Source organism: Streptomyces sp. TN58 (assembly GCF_001941845.1).
Classification (GTDB): Bacteria; Actinomycetota; Actinomycetes; order Streptomycetales; family Streptomycetaceae; genus Streptomyces.
The window spans coordinates 4,805,485-4,830,160 of the sequence record NZ_CP018870.1 but is presented as its reverse complement, the minus strand read 5'-3'; the positions used below and the strand labels follow the sequence as shown (position 1 = coordinate 4,830,160).

Below are 24,676 nucleotides of genomic sequence, written 5' to 3'. Positions count from 1 at the left end.
GTACGGGAATGGCCTCGGGATCCCGTACGTTCGAGTACTCGGACCACCGAGCCTTCACGAAGGAGAGCGCAGCATGCAGGACACGGGCACCGTCACGATGTACAGCACGACCTGGTGCGGCTACTGCCGTCGGCTGAAGACCCAGCTGGACCGGGAAGGCATCGCGTACAACGAGATCAACATCGAGCTCGACCCGGCGTCCGCTGCGTTCGTGGAGAAGGCCAACGGCGGGAACCAGACCGTCCCCACCGTGCTCGTGAAGTCCGCCGCCGGCAACGAGTCCGTCATGACGAACCCGAGCCTGGCCCAGGTCAAGCAGGCCCTCGCCGTCTGAGCGGCCGCCCCTGCCGCGCGAGGCCCCGCCCCTGCCGGGCGGGGCCTCGCGCCGTCACGGGGTGGCGAAGCTCACGCCGCGGCCTTCGGCAGCGGCTCCCCGTACCAGAGCTCGACCAGCCGCGCGGCGATGGAGATGCCCGACGGGGGCAGCACCTCGCCCGACTCGAACGCCGCGCGCAGCTCGTCGCGCGAGAACCAGCGGGCCTCCTGGATCTCCTCGCCGTCCACGGTGATCTCGGAGCTGGTGGCGCGGGCGTTGAAGCCCAGCATCAGGCTGTAGGGGAACGGCCACGGCTGGCTGGCCACGTACTCGACCCGCCCGACCCGGACGCCCGCCTCCTCCCACACCTCGCGGACGACGGACTGCTCGATCGACTCCCCCGGCTCCACGAACCCGGCGAGCGTCGAGAAGCGGCCCTCCGGCCAGTGCACCTGGCGGCCCAGCAGCGCGCGGTCGTACTCGTCGGTGACCAGCATGATCACGGCCGGGTCCGTGCGGGGGTAGTGCTCGGCGCCGCAGCCCGGGCAGCGGCGGATGTGCCCGGCCGCCGCGACCACCGTGCGCTCTCCGCAGCGGGAGCAGAAGCGGTGCATCCGCTGCCAGTTCTCCAGCGCCACCGCGTTGACCATCAGTGCGGCGTCGCGGTCGTTCAGCAGCAGTCCGGCCTCGCGCAGGCCGGCCGGGCGGGCCGACTGGTCCATGCGGCCGGGCAGCGCGTCCTTCTGGAGCGCGAAGTACCGTACGCCGTCCTCGTCCGTGCCCAGGAAGTAGCGGTGGGTCTCGGTGACCGGGGCCTCGAAGGCCGGTGTCATCACGATGCCGGTGCCTCCGTCGGGGGTGTCGTCGATCAGGACCTGCCCGCCGGAGACGACGAAGACGCGGGTCGTCGGGTGGCTCCAGGCGGCGGCGAGCCACGCCTCGTCGAGGCGGTGGTGCGCGGACCGGTCGATACCGCTGGGCGCGGTGAGCGAGAGAGGGCGCTCGGTATGGGTGCTCACTGGTACTTCCAACTCCCCCGGTGGTGGGACAGGCAGGCTCGGTACGACGGACGGGTGCGCCGGGTCAGGCGGGTGTGCGGGACGTACGGGTGGTGCGGGGGGCGCGGAGTCCGGCGGCCAGGTCCCCCCAGAGGTAGGCCGCCGTCTCGACGCCCTTGAACAGCAGGTCGAGTTCGACCTTCTCGTTCGGCGCGTGCCAGCCGTCGGACGGCACGGAGATGCCGAGGAACAGCACGGGCGCGCCCAGGACGTCCTGGAGGTCGGCGGCGGGTCCGGAGCCGCCCTCGCGGGTGAAGCGGATCTTCTGTCCGAAGGCGCGGCCCATGGACCGGACGACGGACTGCAGGGCCGGGTGGTCCAGCGGGGTCAGGCACGGGCGGGTCGGCGCGCCGAAGGTGATCGTGTGGCGGATCCCGTCCGGGACGCGGGCCGCGACCCATTCCCTGACGGCCGCCTCGACCTCGTACGGGTCCTGCCCGGACACCAGGCGGAACGACAGCTTCACATGGGCGGAGGCCGGCACGATGGTCTTGCCGCCCGGGCCCTGGTAGCCGCCTCCGATGCCGTTGACCTCGGCCGTCGGACGGGCCCAGACGCGCTCCAGGGTGCTGTACCCGGCCTCCCCGGCGGCCGCGTGGGACTTGGCCGTGCGCAGCCACTCGGCCTCGTCGAAGGGCAGCTCGGCGATCAGGGCGCGCTCCGCGTCGGTGAGTTCGGCGATGCCGTCGTAGAAGCCGGGGACGGTGACGCGGCCGTCGGCGTCGTGCAGGGCGGCGACGAGGCGGGCGGCGGCGGTGGCCGGGTTGGGCACGGCTCCGCCGAAGGCGCCGGAGTGGATGTCCTGGTCTGGGCCGTGCAGGTCGATCTCGCAGTCGGCGACGCCGCGCATGCCGGTGCAGACGGTGGGGGTGGTCTCGGACCACATGCCGGTGTCGGAGACGATCACGACGTCGGCGGCGAGTTCGCCGGCGCGGGCCTCGACGAGCTCGCGGAAGTGGGCGGAGCCCGACTCCTCCTCGCCCTCGACGATCAGCTTGAGATGTACGGCGGGGGCGGCGGCGCCGGTGGCCGCGAGGTGCGCGCGTACGCCCAGGGTGTGGAAGAACACCTGGCCCTTGTCGTCGGCGGCGCCGCGCGCGTACATCCGGCCGTCCCGGACGACCGGCTCGAAGGGGTCGGTGTGCCAGCCGTCGGCGACGGCGGCGGGCTGCACGTCGTGGTGGCCGTACACGAGGACGGTGGGCGCGTCCGGGTCCTCGCTCGGCCAGTGCGCGTAGACGGCGGGGGCGCCGTCGGTCTCCCAGACCTCGGCGACCGGGAAGCCGGTCTCCTTGAGCTTCGCCGCGAGCCATTCGGCGCTGCGGCGTACGTCGTCCGCGTGCTCGGGCTGGGCCGAGACGGAGGGGATCCGCAGCCACTCGGCGAGGTCGTCGAGGAAGGCGGTGCGGTGGGTGTCGATGTACGTGCGGACGACGCTGTCCGGCTGGGTGTCGCTCATGCCCCGAGCCTAGCCGTCCGTCCGGTGGCCGCCGTCGGGGCCCGATTCGCCTTGGAGGATCCGCTCAAGACGGGCCCTGCCGGGCAGGTTGCGGGGGCGGATGACACGGCCGCTGCGGACGTGCAGGAAGGCGGCGGTGACCCGGTCGAGCGGGGTGTTCGTGGCCTCGGCCCAGGCGAGGCGGTAGACGGCGAGCTGGAGCGGATCGGCCTCTGTGGTCCGGCCGGTCTTCCAGTCGACGATCTCGTAGGCGTCGTCGCCGTTCTCGTCGGTGGTCCGGTAGACGGCGTCGATGCGGCCGCGGATGACGCGGCCGGCGAGGGTGAGCTGGACCGGGGCCTCCATGCGGTGGGGCGGGCGGTCGGCGTACGGGCTGCGCTCGAAGGCGGCCTTGAGGGCTTCGAGGTCGGCCTCGTCGGCGATGTCCTGGTCGGAGCCGGGGCCGTCGCCGGCGGCGCCGGGCAGGTCGGCGACGGGGTCGAGGACGTCGAGGAAGGGCAGCGGCAGCTCGTCGAAGCGGGACTCGACCCATGCGTGGAAGCGGGTGCCCTGGCGGGCGGCGGGCTGCGGGGGCTTGGGCATCGGGCGGGCGAGGTCGCGTACGAAGCCCTCCTCGTCGGCGGCGAGCCGGAGCAGCTGGCTGGCCGAGAGCGCGGGGGGCAGCTCCACGTCGCGGACGGCCGCGCGGGCACGGCGGAGCTCGCCCTCCAGGGCGTCGAGGTCCCGGTCCCAGGAGGCGATCGCCCTGGCCTCCTCGGGCGTGAGGGGGGCGCCTCCGGCGGGGTGGGCCACCTGGGAGCGCGGCTCCGCCGCCGGGTCGGCCGCACGGGCGGCCGTCTGCGCCCACGGGTCGGCGGGCCGCGCGCCCTGCGACGCGGGGTGCCGCTCACCCTGCGGGTCGGCTGCGGAGGCGAACGGGGGCACGCCCGAGCGCGGCTCCGCCACTGAGTCGGCGCCGTAGGCGCCGGGCTGCGCCGACGGGTCGGCCGCCCAGGCCTCATCGGCCCAGGAGTCCTGCGGGGCGTTCGCGTGGGCGCCCGGCTTCGCCGACGGGTCGGCGGCCCACGCGCCCTGCGGCGCGGGGTGCCGCTCACCCTGCGGGTCGGCCCCACGGGCGCCGGGCTGCGCCGACGGGTCGGCCGCCCGGGCCTCATCGGCCCAGGGGTCCTGCGGGGAGGGGTGCGGCTCTGCCGGTGGGGCGGCGGGTCGTGGGCCGCGTGGCCGGGGGACGACGTGGGGGCTCGGGGCTGCGGGCCCGTCGGTGTCCCACTCCTCGCCGGGGTCGGTGGGCCACGGCTCGTCGTCGTAGGCGGGGTCCTCGCAGTCCGGGGGCCAGAGGTAGGCGTCGTCGTCCTCTTCCGGCGGGGGCGGTGTCGCCAGGTAGGACTCCACGAGGGCGGCCGCCGAGCGGCGCAGGGCGAGGGAGTGCGGGTCGAGCGGGAGCGGCCAGGAGTGGTCCGCCGTGGACCCGTCCGCCAGGGCCGGGTTCTCGGCGGACGGCTCGGGCTCCTCCGCCCAGGCCTCGATCTCGCCGAAACCGGCCGCGCAGTGCTCGTAGAGGGCCTGCAGGAACCGCGACGGGCCGCGCCGCTTCTTCTGGGTCGGGCCCCACCAGTGGCCCGAGGCCAGCAGCAGGGACCGCGGGCGGGTGAAGGTCACATAGCCCAGGCGGAGCTCCTCCACCGACTTGTGGTGCTTGAGGGCGGCCTTGAAGGACTTCAGGCCCGCCGAGGTCCAGGCCGGGTCCGCGGGCAGGGTGGCGGCGTCGCCGCGCAGGGCGTACGGGAGGACCTTCGCGTACGAGGTCCAGGCCTCCGGCGGCTTCTCCTTCGGGAAGGACCCCGCGCACAGGTCCGGGACCACCACGACGTCCCACTCCAGGCCCTTGGACTTGTGGGCGGTGAGGACCTTCACGGTGTTCTCGCCGCCCGGCAGCGCGTGGTCGAGGCCCTTCTCGTACTGGGCGGCCGTGCGCAGGAACGCCAGGAAGGCCAGCAGTGTGGCCTCCCCGTCGAGCGCGGCGAAACCGGCGGCGACGTCCATGAAGTTCGACAGGGTCTCGCGCCGGCGGGCCGCCAGCGCGTGCGGGGACGCGGACAGCTCCACTTCGAGGCCGGTGGCGGACAGCACCCGGTGCAGGACGTCCATCAGCGGGTCGGCGAGGGACCGGCGCAGGTCGCGCAGCTCCTGCGCGAGGTGCGCGAAGCGGACCCGGGCCTCGGCGGAGAAGGGGAGGTCGTCCGGGGCCTGGCCGGCGCCGTCGAGGAAGGTCTCCAGGGCGTCCGCGAGGGACACGATCTCTGCCGGGTCGACGCCCTCGACGGCCGCCGCGAGCCGTTCGTCGGGGTCCGTCCCGGCCGGCGTACGGCCCACCAGGAGCCGCGCCCGACGGCCCAGGAGGGCCAGGTCGCGCGCGCCGATCCGCCACCGGGGGCCGATGAGGAGCCGGACGAGGGAGGCGTTGGCGCCCGGGTCCTGGAGGACCTCGCAGACGGCGACGAGGTCGGCGACCTCGGGCAGGTGCAGCAGCCCGGACAGGCCGACGACCTCCACCGGGACGTCCCGGTCCACCAGCACGGCCTGGATCTGCGCGAAGTCCGCGGCGGACCGGCACAGGACGGCGATCTCGCGCGGCTCCGTACCCGTGCGGACCAGGTGGGCGACGGAGTCGGCGACCCAGTCGAGCTCCTGCGCGTGGGTCTCCAGCAGGGCGCAGCGGACCTGCCCGACGCCTTCGGCCCCCGGCGCCGGACGCAGCGCCTCCACCCCCTCGTGCATGGCGCGCAGCGGGGCGGCGAGGCCATTGGCCAGGTCCAGGAGGCGGCCGCCGCTGCGCCGGTTCTCGCTGAGGGAGAGCCGGGTGGCGGGGGTGCCGTCGGCGTGCGGGAAGTGTGCGGGGAAGTCGTCGAGGTTGGCGACGGAGGCGCCGCGCCAGCCGTAGATCGCCTGGCAGGGGTCGCCGACGGCCGTGACGGCGTGGCCGGTGCCCGCGCCGAACAGGCCGGACAGCAGCAGCCGCTGCGCGACCGAGGTGTCCTGGTACTCGTCGAGCAGGACCACCCGGAACTCCTCGCGCAGCAGTACCCCCACCTCGGGCCGGGTGGTGGCGAGCTGCGCGGAGAGGGCTATCTGGTCGCTGAAGTCGAACAGGTCCCGGGAGCGTTTGGCCGCGCGGTAGCGGCCGACGAGCTCCAGCAGTTCGAGGCGGCCGCGCACGGCCTCGGGGACCTTGCGCAGGTCCTCGTTGGTGAGCCGGGTGCCGGCGAGCACGTCCAGCAGGTCGGTGTCGTGGAGGCGCAGGCTCTGCGGGTCGACCAGGTGCTCGGACAGTTCGGCGTCGAGCGCGAGGAGGTCGCCGACCAGGTCGGGGACGGACTTGGTGAGCGAGGGGTACGGGCCCGGGGCGTCGCGCAGCACCTTCGCGGCGAGCTGGAAGCGGGTGGCGTCGGCGAGGAGGCGGGAGCTGGGCTCCAGGCCGATGCGCAGGCCGTGGTCCGCCAGGAGCTGGCCGGCGAAGGCGTGGTACGTGGAGATGCGCGGCTCGCCGCCGGCCGCGGCGGCGTCGGCCGGGGAGGGGTCGGGGTCGGTGATGCCGGCCCGGGCCAGGGCGGTGCGTACGCGCTCGGCCAGTTCACCGGCGGCCTTGTTGGTGAAGGTCAGGCCGAGGACCTGTTCGGGCGCGACGGTGCCGGTGCCGACGAGCCAGACGACGCGGGCCGCCATGACGGTGGTCTTGCCGGATCCGGCGCCGGCGACGATCACCTGCGGGGCGGGCGGGGCGGTGACGCAGGCCATCTGCTCGGGCGTGAACGGGATCCCGAGGAGCTCCTTGAGCTGCTCGGGATCGGTCAGTACGGACGCACGCGCGGACACGTGAAAAGGCTAGCCGCCCCCACCGACAGCCCCCGACCGCCGCGGACCGGACGGCCCCGCGGGCCCGGGGTCACTCGACGGTCTGGCGGCCCTCCGGGCGGGCGCTGCACGAGCTGCGGAAGGAGCAGTGGTCGCAGTGGCGGCCGGCGGCGGGCGCGAACCGCTCGTCCAGTACCCGGCCGGCGGCGGTCGCGAGCAGGTCGCCGACCCACTCCCCGTCGAGCGGCTGCTGCGTCTGCACCTTCGGGACGCTCTCGCCGCCGTCGCGGACCGCCGCGCTCTGGCGGAGCTGGACGAGCTCGGCGCCGCCGGAGTCGGGACGCCGTCCGTCGAACACCTCGTCGACGGCGCCCTCGCGGACGGCGAGCTGGTAGACGGCGAGCTGGGGGTGGCGGGCGACCTCGTCCTTGGTGGGCGCGGACTTGCCGGTCTTGAAGTCGACGACGTACGCCCGGCCCTGCGGGTCCGCCTCGACCCGGTCCATGGAGCCGCGGACGCGGACGGCGACGTCGCCGGCTTCGAGCGTGACGTCGAACTCGTGCTCCGTGGCCACGGCCTGCCGGCCTCCGCGGTCGGTGGTGTGCCAGCGCAGGAACCGTTCGAGGGCGGCGCGGGCGTTGTCCTTCTCCTGCGCCGACTTCCAGGGCGCGTCGAAGGCGAGGGCGTCCCACACCGAGTCGAGGCGTTCCATGAGGACGGCCAGGTCGGCGGGGGTCCGGCCGGAGGCGACCTCGTCGGCGAGGACGTGGACGACGTTGCCGAAGCCCTGGGCGGCGGTGGACGGGGCGTCGGCCTTGACCTCGCGGCCGAGGAACCACTGGAGGGAGCAGGTGTTCGCGAGCTGGTCCAGGGCGCTGCCGGAGAGGGCGACGGGCCGCTCCCGGTCGCGGAGCGGGACGCTGCTGCGGGTGGGCTCGTACAGGCCCCACCAGCGCTGCGGGTGCGCGGCGGGGACCAGGGGGCGGTCCTCGTCGTCGGTGAGCGCGGCGAGGCGGGCGAGGCGGCGGGCGGCCGCGTCGCGCAGGGCGGGCGAGGCGTCCGGGTCGACGGTGGTGGCGCGCAGTTCGGCGACGAGCGCGGGGACGGCGAGGGGGCGGCGGGGCCGGCCGGTGACGTCCTTCGGGGTGACGCCGAGCTCGGTGAGGAGGCGGGAGGGCTGGTCGCCGTCCTCGGCGGGGGCCTTGACGGCGGTGACGACGAGGCGGTCGCGGGCGCGGGTGGCGGCGACGTAGAAGAGGCGGCGCTCCTCGGCGAGGAGTGCGCCGGGGGTGAGGGGCTCGGCGAGGCCGTCGCGGCCGATGCGGTCGGCTTCGAGGAGGGAGCCGCGGCGGCGCAGGTCGGGCCACAGGCCCTCCTGGACGCCCGCGACGACGACGAGGGGCCACTCCAGTCCCTTGGAGCGGTGGGCGGTCATCAGCCGGACGGCGTCGGGGCGGGTGGTGCGGACCGTCAACGTGTCGGCGGCGATGTCCTCCGCCTCCAGTTGTTCGAGGAAGTTCAGCGCGCCGCTGCCGCCGGTGCGCTCCTCGGCGCGGGCGGCGGTGTCGAAGAGGGCGCAGACGGCGTCGAGGTCGCGGTCGGCGTTGCGGCCGGCCGCGCCGCCGCGGCGGGCCTGGCGTTCCAGCCGGTCGGGCCAGGGGGTGCCGTCCCACAGGATCCACAGGGCCTCTTCGGCGGTGCCGCCGCCCTGGAGGAGTTCGCGGGCCTTGCGCAGGAGCAGGCCGAGGCGCTGCGCGCCGCGGGCGTACGCCGGGTCGTGCGCGGTGAGGCGCTCGGGCTCGGCGAGGGCGCGGGCGAGCAGGACGTCGGAGGGGGCGGGCACCTTGACGCCTGCGGCGCGCTCCTCGTCCCGCAGGGCCCGGCCGAGGCGCCGCAGGTCGGCGGCGTCCATACCGCCGAGGGGGGAGGCGAGCAGGGTGAGCGCCGCCTCGACGCCTCCGGCGGGGTCGCCGGACCCTCCGCGGCCGGCCTCCGTGGCGCGGTCCTGCGGACCGGCCCCGGCCCCGTCTACCGCGGCCTCGGGGGCCGCCTCGGGAGTGGAGTCGCGTGCGGCGGTGGCAGCGGGCGCGCCCGGTTCCGCCGGGGCAGCGGGCACCGCTGCGGCCTCGTCGGCGCGGGCCGGCTCCGGGGCGGGGGCGGTCGCAGGACCGGACTCGTTCGCTGCGGCAGCCGGGGGCGGTGCCGCCGGGTCGGTCGCGGCGGGGGGCCAGGTGGCTGCGAGGCGGAGGGCGGTGAGGAGGGGGGCGACCGCCGGTTCGTGGCGGAGGGGGGTGTCCGTGCCGTCGGTCTCGACCGGTACTCCCGCCGCGATCAGGGCGCGGCGCATCTGCGGAAGGGTGCGGCCGCCGGCGCGGACCAGGACGGCCATGTCCTGCCAGGGCACGCCGTCCTCCAGGTGGGCACGGCGCAGGATGTCGGCGATGTTGTCCAGCTCGGCGCCGGCCGTCGGGTAGGTGAAGACCTCCACCCGGCCGCCCTCCCGCGTGGCCCGCAGGTCCCGGTGCGCGCGGACGGCCGCCGCGGGGAGGCGGGGCAGCGGCATGCGGGTCGTGAGGAGGCGGGTCGCCCGCACGATGGCCGCGCCGGAGCGGCGGCTCACGGTCAGGGCCCTGACCTGCGCGCCTGGGAAGGCGGACTCGAAGTCCAAGACGTTGTTGATGTCGGCGCCGCGGAAGGCGTAGATCGACTGGTCGGGGTCGCCGAAGGCGACCAGTGTGCCGCCGCGCCCGGTCAGGGCCCGCAGGAGCCGCAGCTGCGAGGCGTCGGTGTCCTGGTACTCGTCCACGAAGATCGCGTCGTATGCGGAGGCCAGCGACGGCGTGCGCTCGGCGAGGAGGACCGCGCGGTGCAGGAGCTCGGCGTAGTCCAGGGTGCCCTGGATGTCGAGGACGTCCAGGTACTCGGAGAGGAAGGCCGCCGCCGCCTTCCAGTCGGGGCGGCCGATGCGGTCCGCGAAGTCGGCGAGGGCCTGCGGGCCGAGGCCCAGCTCGCGGGCGCGGGCGAGGACGGCCCGGACCTCGTCGGCGAACCCGCGCGTGGTCAGCGCGGCCCGCAGGTCGTCCGGCCAGCGGATGGAGCGGATCCGGCGCTGGCCCTCCAGCAGGGTGCGGACCATCACGTCCTGCTCCGGGCCGGACAGCAGCCGCAGCGGGTCGGCGAAGAGATCGGTGTCCTGGTGGGCGCGGACCAGGCCGTAGCAGAAGGAGTGGAAGGTGGTGGCCTGCGGGGCGCGCGCGCCGCCCAGCCTGAGGGCGGCCCGGTCGCGCAGCTCGACGGCCGCCTTGCGGCTGAAGGTGAGGATGAGGATCCGGGAGGGCTCCGCGCCCGCCTCCACGCGGGCGGCGACGGCCTCGACCAGCGTGGTCGTCTTCCCGGTGCCCGGCCCGGCCAGGACCAGGAGTGGTCCGCCGGCGTGGTCAACCACCGCGCGCTGCGCTGCGTCCAGCACAGGAGGATCCACCCGTTCCGGCCCGGTGCGCACGAGGCGGTACGCGCCGGGGGTCCGCGTACGCCGCCGTTCGGAGCGGTCGGAGGAAGAGGTGATCACGTGAGGTGCCGGTCCTGGTGGGTCTGCGTGGTGTGGCGGTGCTGCCGTGCCGGCTCGCGCGGAAGCCGAAGAGGCAACGCTACGGCAACCGGCGCGGCCCGCGCAGTCCCCCCGGGTACCCCGGACGGGCGTTCGCCCGGTCGCCCGGCCGCCCGCCCCGGCGCCGCATGGCCGAAGCTGTCAGGTGTGAGCCTCGTCGCGCCCGCCGCCCCGCCCCGGACCCCGTCCCGCGCCCCGTCCCGGGTCCTGTCCGGGGTCCCCTCCTGTGTCCTGTCCGGGGTCCGGGTCCCCGTCCCAGCGGGCCCGGCGCATGTCCAGGCGCGGCTCGCCGCCGGCCGTCAGGCGCAGCGGCGTGGCCTCCGTCCGGTAGTGCTCCAGGGCCCGCGCCTCGTGACCGGGCAGCGGCATGCCGTCCGCCCGCACCACACGCCACCAGGGCACGGCTCCCCCGTAGAGGGCCATGACACGCCCGACCTGGCGTGGTCCTCCCTCGCCGAGCCATTCGGCGACGTCCCCGTATGTCATCACCCGGCCGGGCGGAATACGCTCGACGACCTCCAGTACGCGCTCCGCGTACGCGGGCAGCTCCTCACTCATTCAGCACATGGTGCAGTACGCCGGACACCCACCGGCGGAAGTTGTGGTTCCGGACCGGCGCGCACCCTGATGCCCCGGCGGCCCCTCGGTCCGTGCCACCATCTTCCGGGCGGTGACTGGTGATACGTGATCAAGAAGAGACGGATGTGACGACGAAGGAGCAGGGTGTGAGCCCTCCGGAAGGCGCGGCGGGGGACGACGCGGCGCGCCCTGACGACGGCCCCGCCTCCCGCCCGGACCACCGCCCCCAGAACCCGGACTACGCGCCGGACGGCGCGCCCGGCCTCCCGGCCGGCCGTACCCCCGGCCCCGGCACCGGCCACGACGGCGACGGGGAGGACGCGGACACGGACGACCCGCACGGCCACTCCCCCACCGCCGCCGACCGGGTCGAGGTCGACGAACCGCTGCTCGCCGCCCGTGTGCACCGGCCGTCCGACCTCGTACGCCTCCTCGTCGGCATCCTCGGCATCGCCGTGCTGCTCGGCATCGCCGCCTTCGCCCACGGCACCACGGTCGGGCTGGAGGAGGACATCAGCAAGGGCACCGGCCAGGCGCCGGACCTCCTGATCAAGGTCGCGGCGCTGGTCTCCAGCATCGCGGTGCTGCTGCTCCCCGTCGCCTTCGCCATCGAGCGGCTGATCAAACGCGACGGCCTGCGCATCGCCGACGGCGTGCTCGCCGCCGTCCTCGCGCACGGGGTCACCCTGGCCACCGACCTGTGGGTCGCGCAGGCCGCCCCCGACACCATCCAGGACGCCCTCACCCGTTCCGCGGGCGGCGGGGCCCTCACCGATCCCGTGCACGGCTATCTCGCGCCCGTGATCGCCTACATGACCGCGGTGGGCATGACCCGTAGGCCCCACTGGCGTGTCGCGCTCTGGGTGGTCCTGCTGCTCAACGCGCTGACCATGCTGGTCAACGGCTACACCACGCCCTTCTCGATCATCCTCACCGTGCTGATCGGCTGGACCGTCGCCTACGGCACCCTGTACGCCGTCGGCTCCCCCAACGTGCGCCCGACCGGGCAGCACCTCCTCGCCGGGTTGCGCCGGGTCGGCTTCCAGCCGGTCAGCGCGATGCGCGCCGAGATGCCCGAGGGTCCCGAGGCGTCCGAGACCGGCGACCGCGGGCGGCGGTACCACGTCACCCTGGAGGACGGTCCTCCGCTCGATGTGACGGTCGTCGACCGGGAGCAGCAGGCCCAGGGCTTCTTCTACCGGGTCTGGCGCCGGCTCACCCTGCGCGGCATCACCACGCGCCGCAGCCTGCAGTCCCTGCGGCAGGCCTTGGAGCAGGAGGCGCTCCTCGCGTACGCGGCCATCGCGGCCGGGGCGAACGCGCAGAAGCTGATCGCCACCTCCGAGCTGGGCCCGGACGCGGTGATGCTCGTCTACGAGCACCTGGGCGGCCGGACCCTGGACTCCCTCCCCGACGAGGAGATCACCGACGAGCTGAGCCGCAACGCGTGGGAGCAGGTACGCGCCCTGCAGTCGCGGCGGATCGCCCACCGCAGGCTCACCGGTGACGCGCTCGTGGTGGATCGTTCCGGCAATGTCATCCTCACCGACCTGCGGGGCGGGGAGATCGCCGCCGGCGATCTGGTGCTGCGGATGGACGTCGCGCAGCTGCTGGCCACCCTCGGCCTGCGGGTCGGCGCCGAGCGGGCGGTGGCTTCGGCGGTGTCGGTGCTCGGCCCGGACATCGTGGCGGACTGCCTGCCGCTGCTCCAGCCGATCGCGCTGAGCCGTTCCACCCGGGCGACGCTGCGCAAGCTGGCCCGGGAGCGGGCGGAGCGCGAACGAGAGGCCGTACTGGAGTCCTCCCGGGCGGCGAAGGCCGCGCGTGAGGCGGAGGCGTCCGCGACCGCGGCCCCGACCTCGGCGGCGGCCGACCGCAAGGCGGAGAAGAAGGCCCTCGACGACGCTTTGGACGAGGCCCGCGAGGAGGACCTGCTCAGCCAGATCCGCCAGCAGGTGCTGCTGATCCGCCCGCAGGCGCCGGTGGAGCCGGCCCGGCTGGAGCGGATCCGGCCGCGGACGCTGGTGTCGTTCATCGCGGGCGCGTTCGGCGCGTACTTCCTGCTCACGCAGCTGGCGCACGTGGACTTCGGGACGATCGTCGGCGACGCGCAGTGGGGCTGGGTCGGGGCGGCGCTCGCCTTCTCGGCGCTCAGCTACGTCGCGGCGGCGATGAGCCTGCTGGGCTTCGTCCCGGAGCGGGTGTCCTTCCTGCGGACGGTGGTCGCGCAGGTCGCCGGGTCGTTCGTGAAGCTGGTGGCCCCGGCGGCGGTCGGCGGTGTCGCGTTGAACACGCGGTTCCTGCAGCGGGCGGGTGTCCGGCCGGGCCTGGCGGTCGCGAGCGTGGGCGCCTCGCAGCTGTTCGGGCTGGCCAGCCACATCCTGCTGCTGCTGTCCTTCGGCTACCTGACCGGCACCGAGAAGACCCCGGAGATGACCCCCTCCCGGGCGGTCATCGCGGGGCTGCTGACGGTGGCGGTGCTCGTGCTGGTGGTGACGGCGGTCCCGTTCATGCGGAAGTTCGTGGTCACGCGGGTACGGGCGCTGTTCGCGGGCGTGGTGCCGCGCATGCTGGACGTGCTCCAGCGGCCGAAGAAGCTGATGACCGGCATCGGCGGGATGCTGCTGCTGACGGGCTGCTTCGTGATGTGCCTGGACGCGTCGATCCGGGCGTTCGGGGGCGGCGAGGCGATCAGCTACGCGAGCATCGCGGTGGTGTTCCTGGCGGGCAACGCGCTCGGATCGGCGGCGCCGACGCCGGGCGGCATGGGCGCGGTGGAGACCACCCTGACGCTGGGGCTGATCGCGGCGGGGCTGGAGAAGGAGGTCGCGATCTCGGCGGTGCTGCTGTTCCGCCTGATGACGTTCTGGCTGCCGGTGCTGCCGGGGTGGATCTCGTTCAACTTCCTGACCCGCAAAGAGGCCATCTAGCCTCCGGCTCGGTCGGCGGATCGTGCGGGGGCTCCGGCCCGCGCCCCGCTTACCGGCCCGGCCGGGCGGGGCCCCGGGGCTCCGCCCCCGAGCACAGCCGCTCCCGCCTCCGGCGGGGTGGGCGTGGCTCCGACCCTGCCGGGCGGACACCGGGCTCCGCCGCCGCTAGGCCTCCGGCCGGGTGGGCGGGGGCCGGCCCGCGCCCCGGTTTCCGGGCCAGCCGGACAGAGACGCGTGCTCCGCACCTGACCGCAGCCGTTCCGCCTGGGCGGGGCTCCGACCCTGCCGGGCGGACACCGGGCTCCGCCGCTACGCCCCCGGCCGGGTGGGCGGGGGCCGGCCCGCGCCCCGGTTTCCGGCCCTGCCCGGGGCGCTGCCCCGACCGCAGCCGCTACGCCTGCGGCGGGGTGGGCGGGGGCCGGGCGGTGGGTACACGAACGGGTCAGCGCGCGGGCGGGGGGCGACGGGGGCGCGCACCATGGTGACATGCCCAGACACCTCCTGCGGGTCGCCGTCGCCGTCGCTCTCCTGGCCGGGGCTGCCGGTACCAGTGGCTGTTCCGACAGCGGGGAGGAGAAGACGCCCAAGGCCGGCGGCACCGAGGGGGCGCCACCCCTGAAGTGGACGGACTGCGAAGCCCCGACGGCCGCCGAGGGGGGCGGGCAGGCACCGCCGAAGGACTGGCAGTGCGCCACGCTCCACGTACCGCTCGACTACGCCGACCCCGAAGGCGAAACGATTCCTCTCGCCCTGATCCGGGCCAAGGCGAGGAACAAGGACGAGCGCCTGGGCTCCCTCGTGTTCAACTTCGGCGGACCCGGCGGGTCCGGGATCACCACGCTGCCCGGCGCCGCCAAGGAGTACGAGGCCCTGCGCGAGCGCTACGACCTGGTGAGCTTCGATCCGCGCGGAGTGGGCCGCAGCGCCCCCGTCCTGTGCCTGGACGACAAGCAGCTCGACGCGTACTACGCCTCCGACTCCTCCCCCGACACCCCGGAGGCGGAGAAGGCGTACCTCGACAACACCCGCAGGTACCAGCAGGCCTGCCAGGCCAAGTCCGGGAAGGTGCTCCCCTACGTCGGCACCGAGAACGCCGCCCGCGACCTCGACCGGATCCGCCAGGCCCTCGGCGACGAGAAGCTCAACTACTTCGGGATCTCCTACGGGACCGAGCTCGGCGGCGTCTACGCCCACCTCTTCCCGGAGAAGGTCGGCCGGGCCGTCTTCGACGCCGTCGTGGACCCCACAGCCACCTCCGAGCAGGGGGCGCTCGGCCAGGCCAAGGGCTTCCAGCTGGCCCTGGGCAACTTCGCGCAGGACTGCGTGGACCGGGGCGACGAGTGCCGGCTCCAGGGCAGCACCGCCAAGGAGATCGAGGACAACATCATCAAGCTCCAGAAGCAGCTGGCCGCCAAGCCCATCCCCGGGATCGGCGACCGGATGCTGACGGAGTCCTCGGCCACCAACGGCATCGCCCAGTCCCTCTACTCGCAGGAGCTCTGGCCCCTGCTGGAGCAGGGCCTGGACGAGGCGGAGGGCGGCCAGGGGCAGTTGCTGATGGCCCTGTCCGACGCCCTCAACGGCCGTTCCCAGAACGGCGACTACAGCAACATCGGCGCCGCCAACACCGCGATCAACTGCGTCGACTCCAAGGACCGCTACACCCTGGAGCAGACCAAGGCCAAACTGCCCGCCTTCCGCGCCGCCTCCCCGGTCTTCGGGGACTTCCTCGGCTGGGCCATGATGGGCTGCACCGGCTGGCCGGTCCCCGGCACCTCGGAAACCCCCGACGTCTCCGCCCCCGGAGCCGACCCGATCCTGGTGATCGGCAACACGGGCGACCCGGCCACCCCGTACGAGGGCGCCCGCAGGATGGTGGAACGGCTCGGCCCCGGCGTGGGCGTGGAACTCACCTACAAGGGCGAGGGGCACGGGGCCTACAACAGCGGCGACCCGTGCGTGCAGGGAGCCGTGAACTCCTACCTGCTGGACGGCAAGGTGCCCGCCGCCGGCACCGTCTGCACCCCGGCCCCGGAGGCCCCGGAGGCCTCGCAGCCCCCCGCCCAGCCGTCGGCCCCGGTGGAACCCCTGGGCGCCTGAGCGAAAGCCCGAAGAACACGAGCAACGAGAAGAAGGGGCCGTACCCGCGGCGAACGCGCGGGCACGGCCCCTTCTTCAAACGACCTGACGGCCTGACGGCCTGACGGCCTGACGATCAGTAGACCGGCTTCTCGGGCTCGACCTGGTGGACCCAGCCGATGACGCCGCCGCCGACGTGCACCGCGTCCGCGAAGCCCGCGGACTTCAGGACCGCGAGGACTTCCGCACTGCGGACACCCGTCTTGCAATGCAAGACGATGCGCTTGTCCTGCGGCAGGTCCTGCAGGGCCGTGCCCATCAGGAACTCGCCCTTGGGGATCAGCTTCGCGCCGGGGATCGAGACGATCTCGTACTCGTTGACCTCGCGGACGTCGATGATCTCGATCGGCTCGTCGGTGTCGATCCACTCCTTGAGCTGCTTCGGAGTGATCGTGGAGCCGGCGGCCGCCTCCTGGGCCTCCTCCGACACGACGCCGCAGAAGGCCTCGTAGTCGATGAGCTCCTTGACGGTGGCGTTCGGACCGCAGACCGCGCAGTCGGGGTCCTTGCGGACCTTGACCTGGCGGTACTGCATCTCCAGGGCGTCGTAGATCATCAGGCGGCCGACCAGCGGCTCGCCGACGCCGGTGAGGACCTTGATGGCCTCGGTGACCTGGATGGAGCCGATGGACGCGCAGAGCACGCCCAGTACGCCGCCCTCGGCGCAGCTCGGGACCATGCCCGGCGGCGGGGGCTCCGGGTAGAGGCAGCGGTAGCACGGGCCGTGCTCGGACCAGAAGACCGAGGCCTGGCCGTCGAAGCGGTAGATCGAGCCCCAGACGTACGGCTTGTTCAGCAGCACGCAGGCGTCGTTGACGAGGTAGCGCGTGGCGAAGTTGTCCGTGCCGTCGACGATGAGGTCGTACTGGCTGAAGATCTCCATCACGTTCTCGGCCTCAAGCCGCTCTTCGTGAAGGACCACGTTCACGTACGGGTTGATGCCCAGCACGCTGTCGCGGGCGGACTCGGCCTTGGAACGGCCGATGTCCGACTGGCTGTGGATGATCTGGCGCTGCAGGTTCGACTCGTCGACCTCGTCGAACTCCACGATGCCCAGCGTGCCGACGCCGGCCGCGGCCAGGTACATGAGGGCGGGCGAGCCGAGGCCGCCCGCGCCCACGGCCAGCACCTTCGCGTTCTTCAGGCGCTTCTGGCCGTCCATCCCGACGTCGGGGATGATCAGGTGGCGGGAGTACCGACGGACCTCGTCAACGGTGAGCTCAGCAGCCGGCTCGACCAGGGGTGGCAGCGACACGGGGACTCCGTAGATGGTTACGACTTAACGGTGGTTCTCTCCGTAACACTGCCACGCCCGTCTTCATTCCAAGACACCTGTTCCGATACGTGAGACGATTTCGTCCCAGTAGCCGGGCAGGGAGGCCCACGGGTCGCGATCCGCGACAGCGGTGCGGTCGGTGAACCAGATGGTTCCCGCCCCCTGCCAGCGCGCGATCCGCATCGCCTCCTCCAGGTGCGTGCGCGGCACCCCGTGGACCAGGTGGCAGAAGCGCTCCGGCGGGTACTCGGCGGTCCACTCCGCCACCTGCGACCAGCGGTAGTCCGCCCACGCCCCGGAGAAGGTGACCAGCTGGTCGGCGGCGTCCGCGTAGCCCTCGCAGGGGTGCGTGCCGTGCCCGAGCACGATCCGCAGGTCCTCCCCGAGGCCGCGCAGGGAGTCGGCCACGCGACGCACCGAGGCCAGCTCCGCCCTGCCGGCCGGGGCACCGGCCAGGTAGAAGCCGTCGACCCCGTACCAGTCCCGGAAGCGGTGGGCGTCGCAGACCAGCTCGCCGAAGGACCGTGCCCCGTCCCGCATCGCGAGATGGCCGAGGACCGTGCCGCCCGCGGCGCGCAGCTTCGCGGCCGCTTCCGTGCAGTGTGGATCGGGCCGCCCGCCGGGGCCGTCGGCGACGTTCAGCACGGCCCAGTGCAGTGGGGTGCCGGGGCGGGTCAGCTCGGCCCATTCCACGGGGGCCAACAGCGGGTGCGCGTAGCCGGGGGTGCCCAGGCCGAGGCGGCCGGCCCCGGTCGCGGCCGCCGCCAGTGCCCCCGGCGGAGTGGTCAGATGCGGCACGCCGCCTCCATCCAGATGTCCGCCAGGGACTCCTCCAGGTTGATCCGGGGCCGCCAGCCGAGCCGGTCCCGCGCGGTACGGACGTCGGCCTGCTGCCAGGCCCCGCAGCCGTCGGGGTACGGGTACGGCTGGGGGGCCGTGGCGGCGAGCTGCTCAGCGGTGGCCTCGGAGCGGGGGGACCCGATGGAGGTGAGCCCCGCCGACGGGCGGCCGGGGTGCCCGTGCGCCTGCTGGGCTCCGCCGTGCGGTACGTCGATCTCGTGGAGGGCTCCTGCGTACCCGGCGACCCGGGCCAGGACGGCGGCCGCGTCCCGCAGCCGGACGGCACGGCCGGTGCCGATGTTGACCACGCCCTGGGCGGCGGACAGGGACGCGGCGTGCACGGCCCGCGCCACGTCCCGGACGTCGACGAAGTCGCGCTGCACGCCGAGCCCGCTGAGCTTGAGCTCGCCGTCGCCGGACTGCATCGCGCGGCGCATCGCCTCGGCGAGCCGGCCGAGCGGGGACCCGGCGGGGGTGCCCGGGCCGACGGGCGAGAAGATCCGCAGCACGACGGCGTCCAGCCCGGAGCCCAGTACCAGTTCGGTGGCGGCCAGCTTGCTGACGCCGTACGGCCCGCCGGGTCTCGGCACGGCGTCCTCGGCCGTGGAGGATCCCGGCTGGCTGGGCCCGTACTCGGCGGCGCAGCCGAGCTGGACGAGCCGGGCCCCGCAGCCGCTGCGGCGCAGCGACTCGCAGATGGTCGCGACCGCGACGGTGTTGTGCCGGGTGAGCTCGCGGGCCCCGCCCCGGGTCGCTCCGGCGCAGTTGATGACGACGCCCGGGTGGACGGCGTCGAGGAAGCGGGTGAGCGCTCCGGGGCTGCCGGTGGCGAGGTCGAAGCGGACGTCGGCGTCGTCGCCGCGGCCGAGGGCGGTGAGCTGGACCGCGGGGTCGGCGAGCAGCCGGTCGGCGACGTAGCGTCCGAGGTATCCGTTGGCTCCGATCAGCAGCACCCTCATCGCGAGACCCCTTGGTCGGTTGGCTGGCCGGTCATGTCTGTTTCTCCTTGCGGACGGATGAATGGACGGGGCGGGGTACAGGAGTTGCGCCTCGGCGTCGGCTCCCGCGGGCAGGACATCGGGGTCGGCACCCGGGGGCAGGACACCCGCCGGGGGCTGTGGTGGACCCGGGGGGCGTCATGCCCTCGCGTGCGCGGATGCGCGGGACAGGGCGAGGACGGCGTGGACGAGGAGTGCGGCCGCGGCGGCGGGGGCCGCCGCCGGGACCGGGATCAGGGCGAGCGCGAGTGCGGCGGCGACGGGGCCGCGGCGCGATCCGTGCCGCAGCAGGAGCCGGGTCAGGAAGAGGAGCAGGGCGAGCGGCACGGCAGCGGGCAGCGGTGCTCCGGCGAGCGCGGCAGCGGCGGCCGCGGCCGCGGTGAAGGCGGCGACAGCCGTGAGCAGCAGGGGTCGGGCCCGGTCGGCGAAGTCCTCCAGGGCGCGGCTCCCGTCGAGCCGGGCCCGCGCTCCGGCGGCGAATGCGGCGGCGAGCAGGTGCCCGGGGGCGACGGCCAGCGCGAGGCAGACCGCGAGGGCGGTGCCGTGCCGGTGGACGGCCCAGCCGGCGACGGCGGCTGCGAGCAGGTGGGCGAGCCAGGGGCGGCGGCCCCCGGCGGCCCGCCCCGGCCACACCAGGGCGGCGGCGGTTGCGGCCACGGCGGCGGGCCCGGCCCACGGCTGGCCGGCGGCGGCCGCGCCGGCGGCGAGGGCCCCGGGGAGCAGCGCGCAGCCGAGGGCGCGGTAGGCGGAGGGCCCGGCCGGGGCCGTGGCGCTGGCGGCGGCGGGCGCCTCGCCGCGCGGGCTGCGGGCGTACAGCTCCTCGGCGAGGGAGAAGACGTCCCGGTGCCGGAAGCGGGCGGCGGTGCGGTCGGTGATGCCGTGTGCCTCCAGCCCGGCGGCGATCTCCAGGGGGTCCACGGCCCGCTCGCACAGCTCGCGGTGCCGGTGCAGCAGGGTCTTGACCGGGTCTCCGGCGGCCCTCCGGCGCGCCTTACCGGCGGGCGGCGGGGCTGCGGTGTCGGGATCGGCGGTGGTCATACGGCGGCCTCCGGGGTCGGGTCCGGTACGGGCTTGGCCCAGGTCGGGCTGGTCCAGTGGCCGGGCACCCGCGCCTCCGGGGGCCGGGCGAAGAGGACACCGCCGTCGGGCCGTTCGGAGCCCTTGGCCAGCAGCCGCAGGTAGATCTCCTGGAAGGCGGCGACGTTCTGCTCGACGGTGAACAGCTCCAGGGCGCGCGCCCGTGCGGCGGCTCCGAGGCGTTCGGCCCGCTCGGCGTCCCCGAGCAGGGACAGGCAGGCCTCGGCGAGCGCCCGCGGGTTGCGGGGCGGGACGACGAGCCCGGTGCCGCCGATGACCTCGCAGACCGCTCCGACGTCGGTGGAGACGGTGGCGCGTCCGCAGAGCATCGCCTCGGCCAGGGTGACGGGGAAGCCCTCGATCACGGAGGAGAGCACGACGACGCGCCCGGCGCCGTACGCCTCGGCCGCGGACGGGGCCTCCGGTCCGCCGATCTCCTCGAATGCCACCGGGTTCTCCCCGACGGTGACGCGGTCGGCGGCCTCGTCGGGGAAGAGCTGTGCGGCGAGGGAGCGGCAGTCGGCGAGGTAGCCGGGGTCCGCGGCCGTGGCGAAGATCCGCAGCCGGGTGCGCGGCTCGGCCCTGCGGACCTCGGCGAAGGCGTGCAGCAGGGCGACGATGTCCTTGGCGGGCTCCACCCGGCCGACCCACACCAGGGTGTCGGGGTCCCCGCGGTCGGCGGACTCCCCGACGGAGGTGAATCGGTCCGCCTCCATTCCCGGGTAGACCGTCCGCAGCCGGTCGCGGGTGGCGCCGCAGCGCTCCTGCCAGCGCCGGGCGTGGGCGTTGCCGGGGGTGAGGAAGTCGGCGCGGGCGTAGATCTCGGTGGCCAGCCGCAGGTGGAAGGCGGCGAGCAGGGCGCGTACGGCGGGCCGGGGCGGCTCCGCCGCACCGACGCCGCCGAGGTGGGCCAGGTAGTGGGCGCGTAGCTGGACCCCGTATTCGGTGACCAGCAGCGGGACTCCGAAGAAGCGTTTGGCCAGCAGGCCGGGGAGGGCCGCCACCCCGCCGGCGGCCGCGTGGCACACGTCGACCGCGCCGAGGCCGTCGCCGGGGGCGTCGTCCTCGTACCAGTCGAGGGACAGCGGCCGCAGCATGCCCTCCAGTGCGTCGGCGAACTCCAGCAGGTCGGCGACGCGGGCCGCCTGTACGGGGCGGGGCGCGCCGGGGGCCCGGCAGGCGGTCTCCAGGGCGCGCACCGCGGACTCGGAGCGCAGTGCCGCGTACAGCCCGCCCTGTTCCCGGGCGAGTCCGGCGAGTCCGTACAGTCCGGCCGCGAAGGGGTCGGGGGCGCCGGCGCAGATGCCGTGGACCAGTTCCGTGAAGCAGTCCGCGAACCGTCGGCGTTCGCGCCGGCAGTAGGTCCGCCCGTCGTCGGCGGGGGCCCACAGGGGAGCCGTGCGGACGCGGGTGACGTGCTCGGGCAGCGGGACCCGGTCGCGCTCCTGTTCGGCGCTGCGGCTCAGCGCGTAGAGCTCGAACTCGTGCTGCGGGAGTCCGCGCACGAGCCGGTCGCACCACAGCCTGGCCTCGCCCGTCGCATACGGATAACCACCTTCCGTGAGCAGTCCGATCCGCACGAGTGGCACCCCCGATCTCCCGTCCAGGCGGTCGCCGTCGGTCAGGCGACCCGCCGCGGGAGAACTCAAGCGGATATGCCGAGGGCTCGGCGGACGGTTGTCCGTCGCGCCACCGGAAGGGGTGAAGAGTCGTAACTTTCCCGTACGGTTCGCGTTCGAGCACGCTAGAAGTACGGCCTCGGAACGGGCCGAACCGGGCGGCGGCCAGGGGCTCTTGACGCGGTGTACGGCATGCGGCGGGCGCGGCCGCGGCCCGAAACCGGAACAGGCCGCGCCCCATCCGCCGGGCGGGGCGTCAGCTCTCCGGGAACGCCCAGGGGTTGGCCTTGCACGGGATGCCGTCGACGTTGAGGGACTTGGTCTGCTGCTGCATGACCGGGGCGAGCGCGCCCGGGGTGCGGCAGTTGACATGGCCGTGGCCGAGCCGGTGGCCCACCTCGTGGTTGATGAGCATCTGGCGGTAGGCGAACATCTGGTCCGGGCCGTAGGTCTCGGAGCCCTGGGCCCAGCGGAAGGCGTTGATCATCACCCGCTCGGTCTTCGCCGAGTCGCAGGAGACGTTGCCGACGACGGTGTCGAGGCCGGACTTGGCGCACCAGACGCCGGTGGTGCCGGGGCTGGCGAGGGTGATCACGAAGTCGGCCTCCTCGCCCGGTACCCGTTCGAAGGACTTCGTGCCGCCGTGGCCCCAGCTGCGGTCGTCGTTGAGGGTGCGGTGGACGGCCTCCGCGAAGAGCTGGGCGTCCAGGCCCAGGCCCTGTTCGACGTCGACCCGGTAGCGCACGACCTTGCCCTTGCCGGGGCCCTTGGCCACGCCGGGCACGGTGTCGAAGGTCCCGGGCCCGGCGAGCTTCGGGTCCAGGGGCAGCTGCGCCGCCATCTGCTGCTCGTACGTCAGCTCGGGCGCGGCCGCCGGGGCGGACGGCGCCACGGGCGCGGCCACGCCGCCGTTCGGGGTGGGCCGGCCGTCGGAGCGGGAGGCGGCCGGGTCGCTGCGGTCCTTCCCGGTGGCGGCGGGCGCGCCGGCCCTGGCCTCGTCGGTGTCGCCGTCGAGGTACCCCTGGCCCGCGACGACCACCGCGAGGACGGTGGTGACCGCGGCGGCGGCCATGCCGGTGTACGCACGGACCTTACGGCCGCGGCCGGAGCCGGACTCGGGGTCGGCCTCACGCTCGGGCTCGAACCGGACCTCGGCCTCGGCCGAGGGGGCGGGCGACTCCACGACGGGGTCGACCGGCCTCCGCGGGCCGGGCACCCGGCGGTGCGAGCCGGTGGAGGTGAGGGGGCCGGGCGCGGCCTCTTCGTACGTGACCCGCGGGAAGCCCGCGGCGGGCGTGCCGAAGGGCGGGGTGCCGGTGTCCGGGGGCGCGGCGTGGGCCGCCGTCCCGGCCGCGGGTGCTCCGGCCGCGGGTGCCTCCGTACGCGGGCGCGGCACCCCGCGCCAGTCCCCGTACACGGAGCCGGAGTCGGACCGGGCGCCCCAGGCGCCGCCGGGTTCGTACTGCTGGGGGTGGCCGCCGGTGCGCGTGTCGGCGGCGGGGACGTCCTGCGGCACGTAGCCCTGGTGGGTGACGGTCGATTCGGGCCACCCGGCGAACGGGTCGCCGTTGCCGTAGGCATCGCTCCCGTAGGGGTCGTTCGCGTAGGAGCCGTTCCCGAAGGAGTCGTTCGCGTAGGAGCCGTTCCCGAAGGAGTCGTTCCCGGGGGTGCCGTACCCGAACGCGTCGCTTTCGTGGACGACGTTCCCGAAGGCGTCGTACGCGTACGGATCCCCGTATCCGGCGGGATCCGGCTGCGCCTGCTGGCGCGCGGCGGCGGGCGCCTGCGCCGGAGCTGACTCCGGAGCGGGCGCCCCGGATTTTCGACTGTGTCGTCCCACGACCGCTCAGCCCCTGCCGTCTTCGGTGTCCCGGTCCGCAGCCCCCGCGCCGGTGTCGCGCAGCAGCTCCGTGAAGGCGGCGGCCACCACCTCGGGGTACTCCATCATCGCCACGTGCCCGGCCTCGGGCAGGCACAGCAGCCGCGAGCCCCGGAAGGCGGCGGCTGCCTTGTGCGCCATACGGTACGAGATCAGCTGGTCCCGGCCACCGTAGACGAGCAGGGACGGGGCGAGCACCCGCTGTGCCTGGCGCCACAGTCCGTGCTGGCCGCCGAGGGTGTAGGCGTCGACGATGCCGCGTGACGTGCGGGTCATCGCGTCCCAGAAGTAGGGGAGGGCCATCCGGCGCTCCATCTCCTCCACGGCGTTGCGGAACCCCTCGGGAGTCACCCGGGAGGGGTCTCCGTAGCAGAGCTCCGTCACTCCCCGGGTGCGCTGCTCTGCGGTGAGGCCCTGGGTCATCCGGCTGAAGAGGGCGGCCACCCCGGGCAGCGCCAGGAGCGCGGTCGGTACGGCCGACCGCTGCACGCGCAGCTCGGGAAGGGCCGGCGAGACGAGCGTCAGGGTGCGCACGAGGTCGGGGCGGACGGCCGCGACCCGGGTGGAGACGGCTCCGCCGAGGGAGTTGCCGAAGAGGTGGACGGGGCCGCGTCCCGCGGCGTCCAGGTGGCGGATGACGGCCCGGGCGAAACCGGTGACGGAGTAGTCGCGGTCGGCGGGCGGCGGGGACCAGCCGAAGCCGGGCAGGTCCACAGCCTCGCCGTCGACGGTGTCCGCCAACTGCTCCATGAGCGCCGACCAGTTCTGCGAGGAGCCGCCCAGACCGTGCACGAAGAGCGCGGGCGGCAGGCCTGCGCGCTGGGGCGGGCGCGCCCGGACGGCCAATTCCAGCCCGGGAAGCACGGCGGTGCGCAGCTGCTCTCCGTCGGCCACCCGGACCGCTCCCGCGGGGGAGGACAGTTCGGGGGTGGACCGCACGCCCGGCAGCTCGGTCGAAGACATGCGGGCAATGTTACGAGAGGATCACGTTCCACTTGTTGTGTTCGCGGTCACAGTCTGATCGCGGATCCTCGCATCCGCATAGCG

The 24,676-nt window shown here is 74.7% G+C and carries 15 protein-coding genes; 3 read left to right on the top strand and 12 right to left on the bottom strand.

Annotation, left to right across the window (positions count from 1 at the left end; all coding sequences use genetic code 11):
- Nucleotides 1-73 precede the first annotated feature (73 nt).
- Complete coding sequence (locus tag BSL84_RS22105; protein WP_030029876.1) at nucleotides 74-334, top strand: mycoredoxin; 261 nt, start codon at nucleotides 74-76, stop codon at nucleotides 332-334.
- 71 nt (nucleotides 335-405) lie between these two features.
- Here BSL84_RS22105 and nudC read toward each other — a convergent pair whose 3' ends face one another.
- From nudC to BSL84_RS22080, 5 genes are all read right to left on the bottom strand, one after another.
- A complete protein-coding gene (gene nudC, locus BSL84_RS22100; protein ID WP_030029875.1) occupies nucleotides 406-1,347 on the bottom strand; it encodes an NAD(+) diphosphatase in 942 nt (313 codons plus the stop codon).
- A gap of 52 nt (nucleotides 1,348-1,399) precedes the next feature.
- Nucleotides 1,400-2,833, bottom strand: coding sequence for a dipeptidase (locus BSL84_RS22095; RefSeq protein WP_030029874.1), 1,434 nt, complete (start codon nucleotides 2,831-2,833; stop codon nucleotides 1,400-1,402).
- Nucleotides 2,834-2,842: 9 nt separating this feature from the next.
- Nucleotides 2,843-6,706, bottom strand: coding sequence for a UvrD-helicase domain-containing protein (locus BSL84_RS22090; RefSeq protein WP_075970980.1), 3,864 nt, complete (start codon nucleotides 6,704-6,706; stop codon nucleotides 2,843-2,845).
- Between the two features lie 70 nt (nucleotides 6,707-6,776).
- A complete protein-coding gene (locus tag BSL84_RS22085; protein ID WP_075970979.1) occupies nucleotides 6,777-10,253 on the bottom strand; it encodes an ATP-dependent helicase in 3,477 nt (1,158 codons plus the stop codon).
- A gap of 180 nt (nucleotides 10,254-10,433) precedes the next feature.
- A complete protein-coding gene (locus BSL84_RS22080) occupies nucleotides 10,434-10,850 on the bottom strand; it encodes an MGMT family protein (RefSeq protein ID WP_075970978.1) in 417 nt (138 codons plus the stop codon).
- Nucleotides 10,851-11,017: 167 nt separating this feature from the next.
- Here BSL84_RS22080 and BSL84_RS22075 point away from each other — a divergent pair, with 167 nt between their 5' ends.
- A complete protein-coding gene (locus BSL84_RS22075; RefSeq protein ID WP_420718789.1) occupies nucleotides 11,018-13,801 on the top strand; it encodes a lysylphosphatidylglycerol synthase domain-containing protein in 2,784 nt (927 codons plus the stop codon).
- Between the two features lie 486 nt (nucleotides 13,802-14,287).
- A complete protein-coding gene (locus BSL84_RS22070) occupies nucleotides 14,288-15,901 on the top strand; it encodes an alpha/beta hydrolase (protein ID WP_045322641.1) in 1,614 nt (537 codons plus the stop codon).
- 115 nt (nucleotides 15,902-16,016) lie between these two features.
- On the opposite strand, the gene moeZ is transcribed toward BSL84_RS22070, so the two are convergent.
- The 7 genes from moeZ to BSL84_RS22035 form a co-directional block, all read right to left on the bottom strand.
- On the bottom strand, nucleotides 16,017-17,195 hold the full coding sequence (gene moeZ / locus BSL84_RS22065) for an adenylyltransferase/sulfurtransferase MoeZ (protein ID WP_030030075.1): 1,179 nt from the start codon (nucleotides 17,193-17,195) through the stop codon (nucleotides 16,017-16,019).
- A 63-nt stretch (nucleotides 17,196-17,258) separates the two neighbouring features.
- A complete protein-coding gene (locus BSL84_RS22060; protein WP_030030076.1) occupies nucleotides 17,259-18,014 on the bottom strand; it encodes a spherulation-specific family 4 protein in 756 nt (251 codons plus the stop codon).
- A complete protein-coding gene (locus BSL84_RS22055; RefSeq protein ID WP_075970976.1) occupies nucleotides 18,002-19,015 on the bottom strand; it encodes an NAD-dependent epimerase/dehydratase in 1,014 nt (337 codons plus the stop codon). The genes BSL84_RS22060 and BSL84_RS22055 overlap by 13 nt, the downstream gene beginning before the upstream one ends.
- Before the next feature lie 177 nt (nucleotides 19,016-19,192).
- A complete protein-coding gene (locus BSL84_RS36175; RefSeq protein WP_045322640.1) occupies nucleotides 19,193-20,092 on the bottom strand; it encodes a hypothetical protein in 900 nt (299 codons plus the stop codon).
- On the bottom strand, nucleotides 20,089-21,711 hold the full coding sequence (locus tag BSL84_RS22045) for a DUF3492 domain-containing protein (RefSeq protein WP_030031688.1): 1,623 nt from the start codon (nucleotides 21,709-21,711) through the stop codon (nucleotides 20,089-20,091). The genes BSL84_RS36175 and BSL84_RS22045 overlap by 4 nt, the downstream gene beginning before the upstream one ends.
- A gap of 295 nt (nucleotides 21,712-22,006) precedes the next feature.
- Nucleotides 22,007-23,590, bottom strand: a complete 1,584-nt coding sequence (locus tag BSL84_RS22040) for a DUF3152 domain-containing protein (RefSeq protein WP_079273263.1) — start codon at nucleotides 23,588-23,590, stop codon at nucleotides 22,007-22,009.
- A gap of 6 nt (nucleotides 23,591-23,596) precedes the next feature.
- The gene (locus BSL84_RS22035) at nucleotides 23,597-24,592 is read right to left on the bottom strand and encodes an alpha/beta fold hydrolase (RefSeq protein WP_075970975.1); all 996 of its coding nucleotides are present in this window, start codon (nucleotides 24,590-24,592) and stop codon (nucleotides 23,597-23,599) included.
- Nucleotides 24,593-24,676: the final 84 nt, after the last annotated feature.

Bases quoted from the DNA above. Each gene is read 5' to 3' on its own strand.
- BSL84_RS36175 (WP_045322640.1), bottom strand. From the start codon at position 20,092: ATGACCACCGCCGATCCCGACACCGCAGCCCCGCCGCCCGCCGGTAAG.
- BSL84_RS22035 (WP_075970975.1), bottom strand. From the start codon at position 24,592: ATGTCTTCGACCGAGCTGCCGGGCGTGCGGTCCACCCCCGAACTGTCC.
- BSL84_RS22055 (WP_075970976.1), bottom strand. From the start codon at position 19,015: ATGAGGGTGCTGCTGATCGGAGCCAACGGATACCTCGGACGCTACGTC.
- BSL84_RS22070 (WP_045322641.1), top strand. From the start codon at position 14,288: ATGCCCAGACACCTCCTGCGGGTCGCCGTCGCCGTCGCTCTCCTGGCC.
- BSL84_RS22105 (WP_030029876.1), top strand. From the start codon at position 74: ATGCAGGACACGGGCACCGTCACGATGTACAGCACGACCTGGTGCGGC.
- BSL84_RS22095 (WP_030029874.1), bottom strand. From the start codon at position 2,833: ATGAGCGACACCCAGCCGGACAGCGTCGTCCGCACGTACATCGACACC.
- BSL84_RS22080 (WP_075970978.1), bottom strand. From the start codon at position 10,850: ATGAGTGAGGAGCTGCCCGCGTACGCGGAGCGCGTACTGGAGGTCGTC.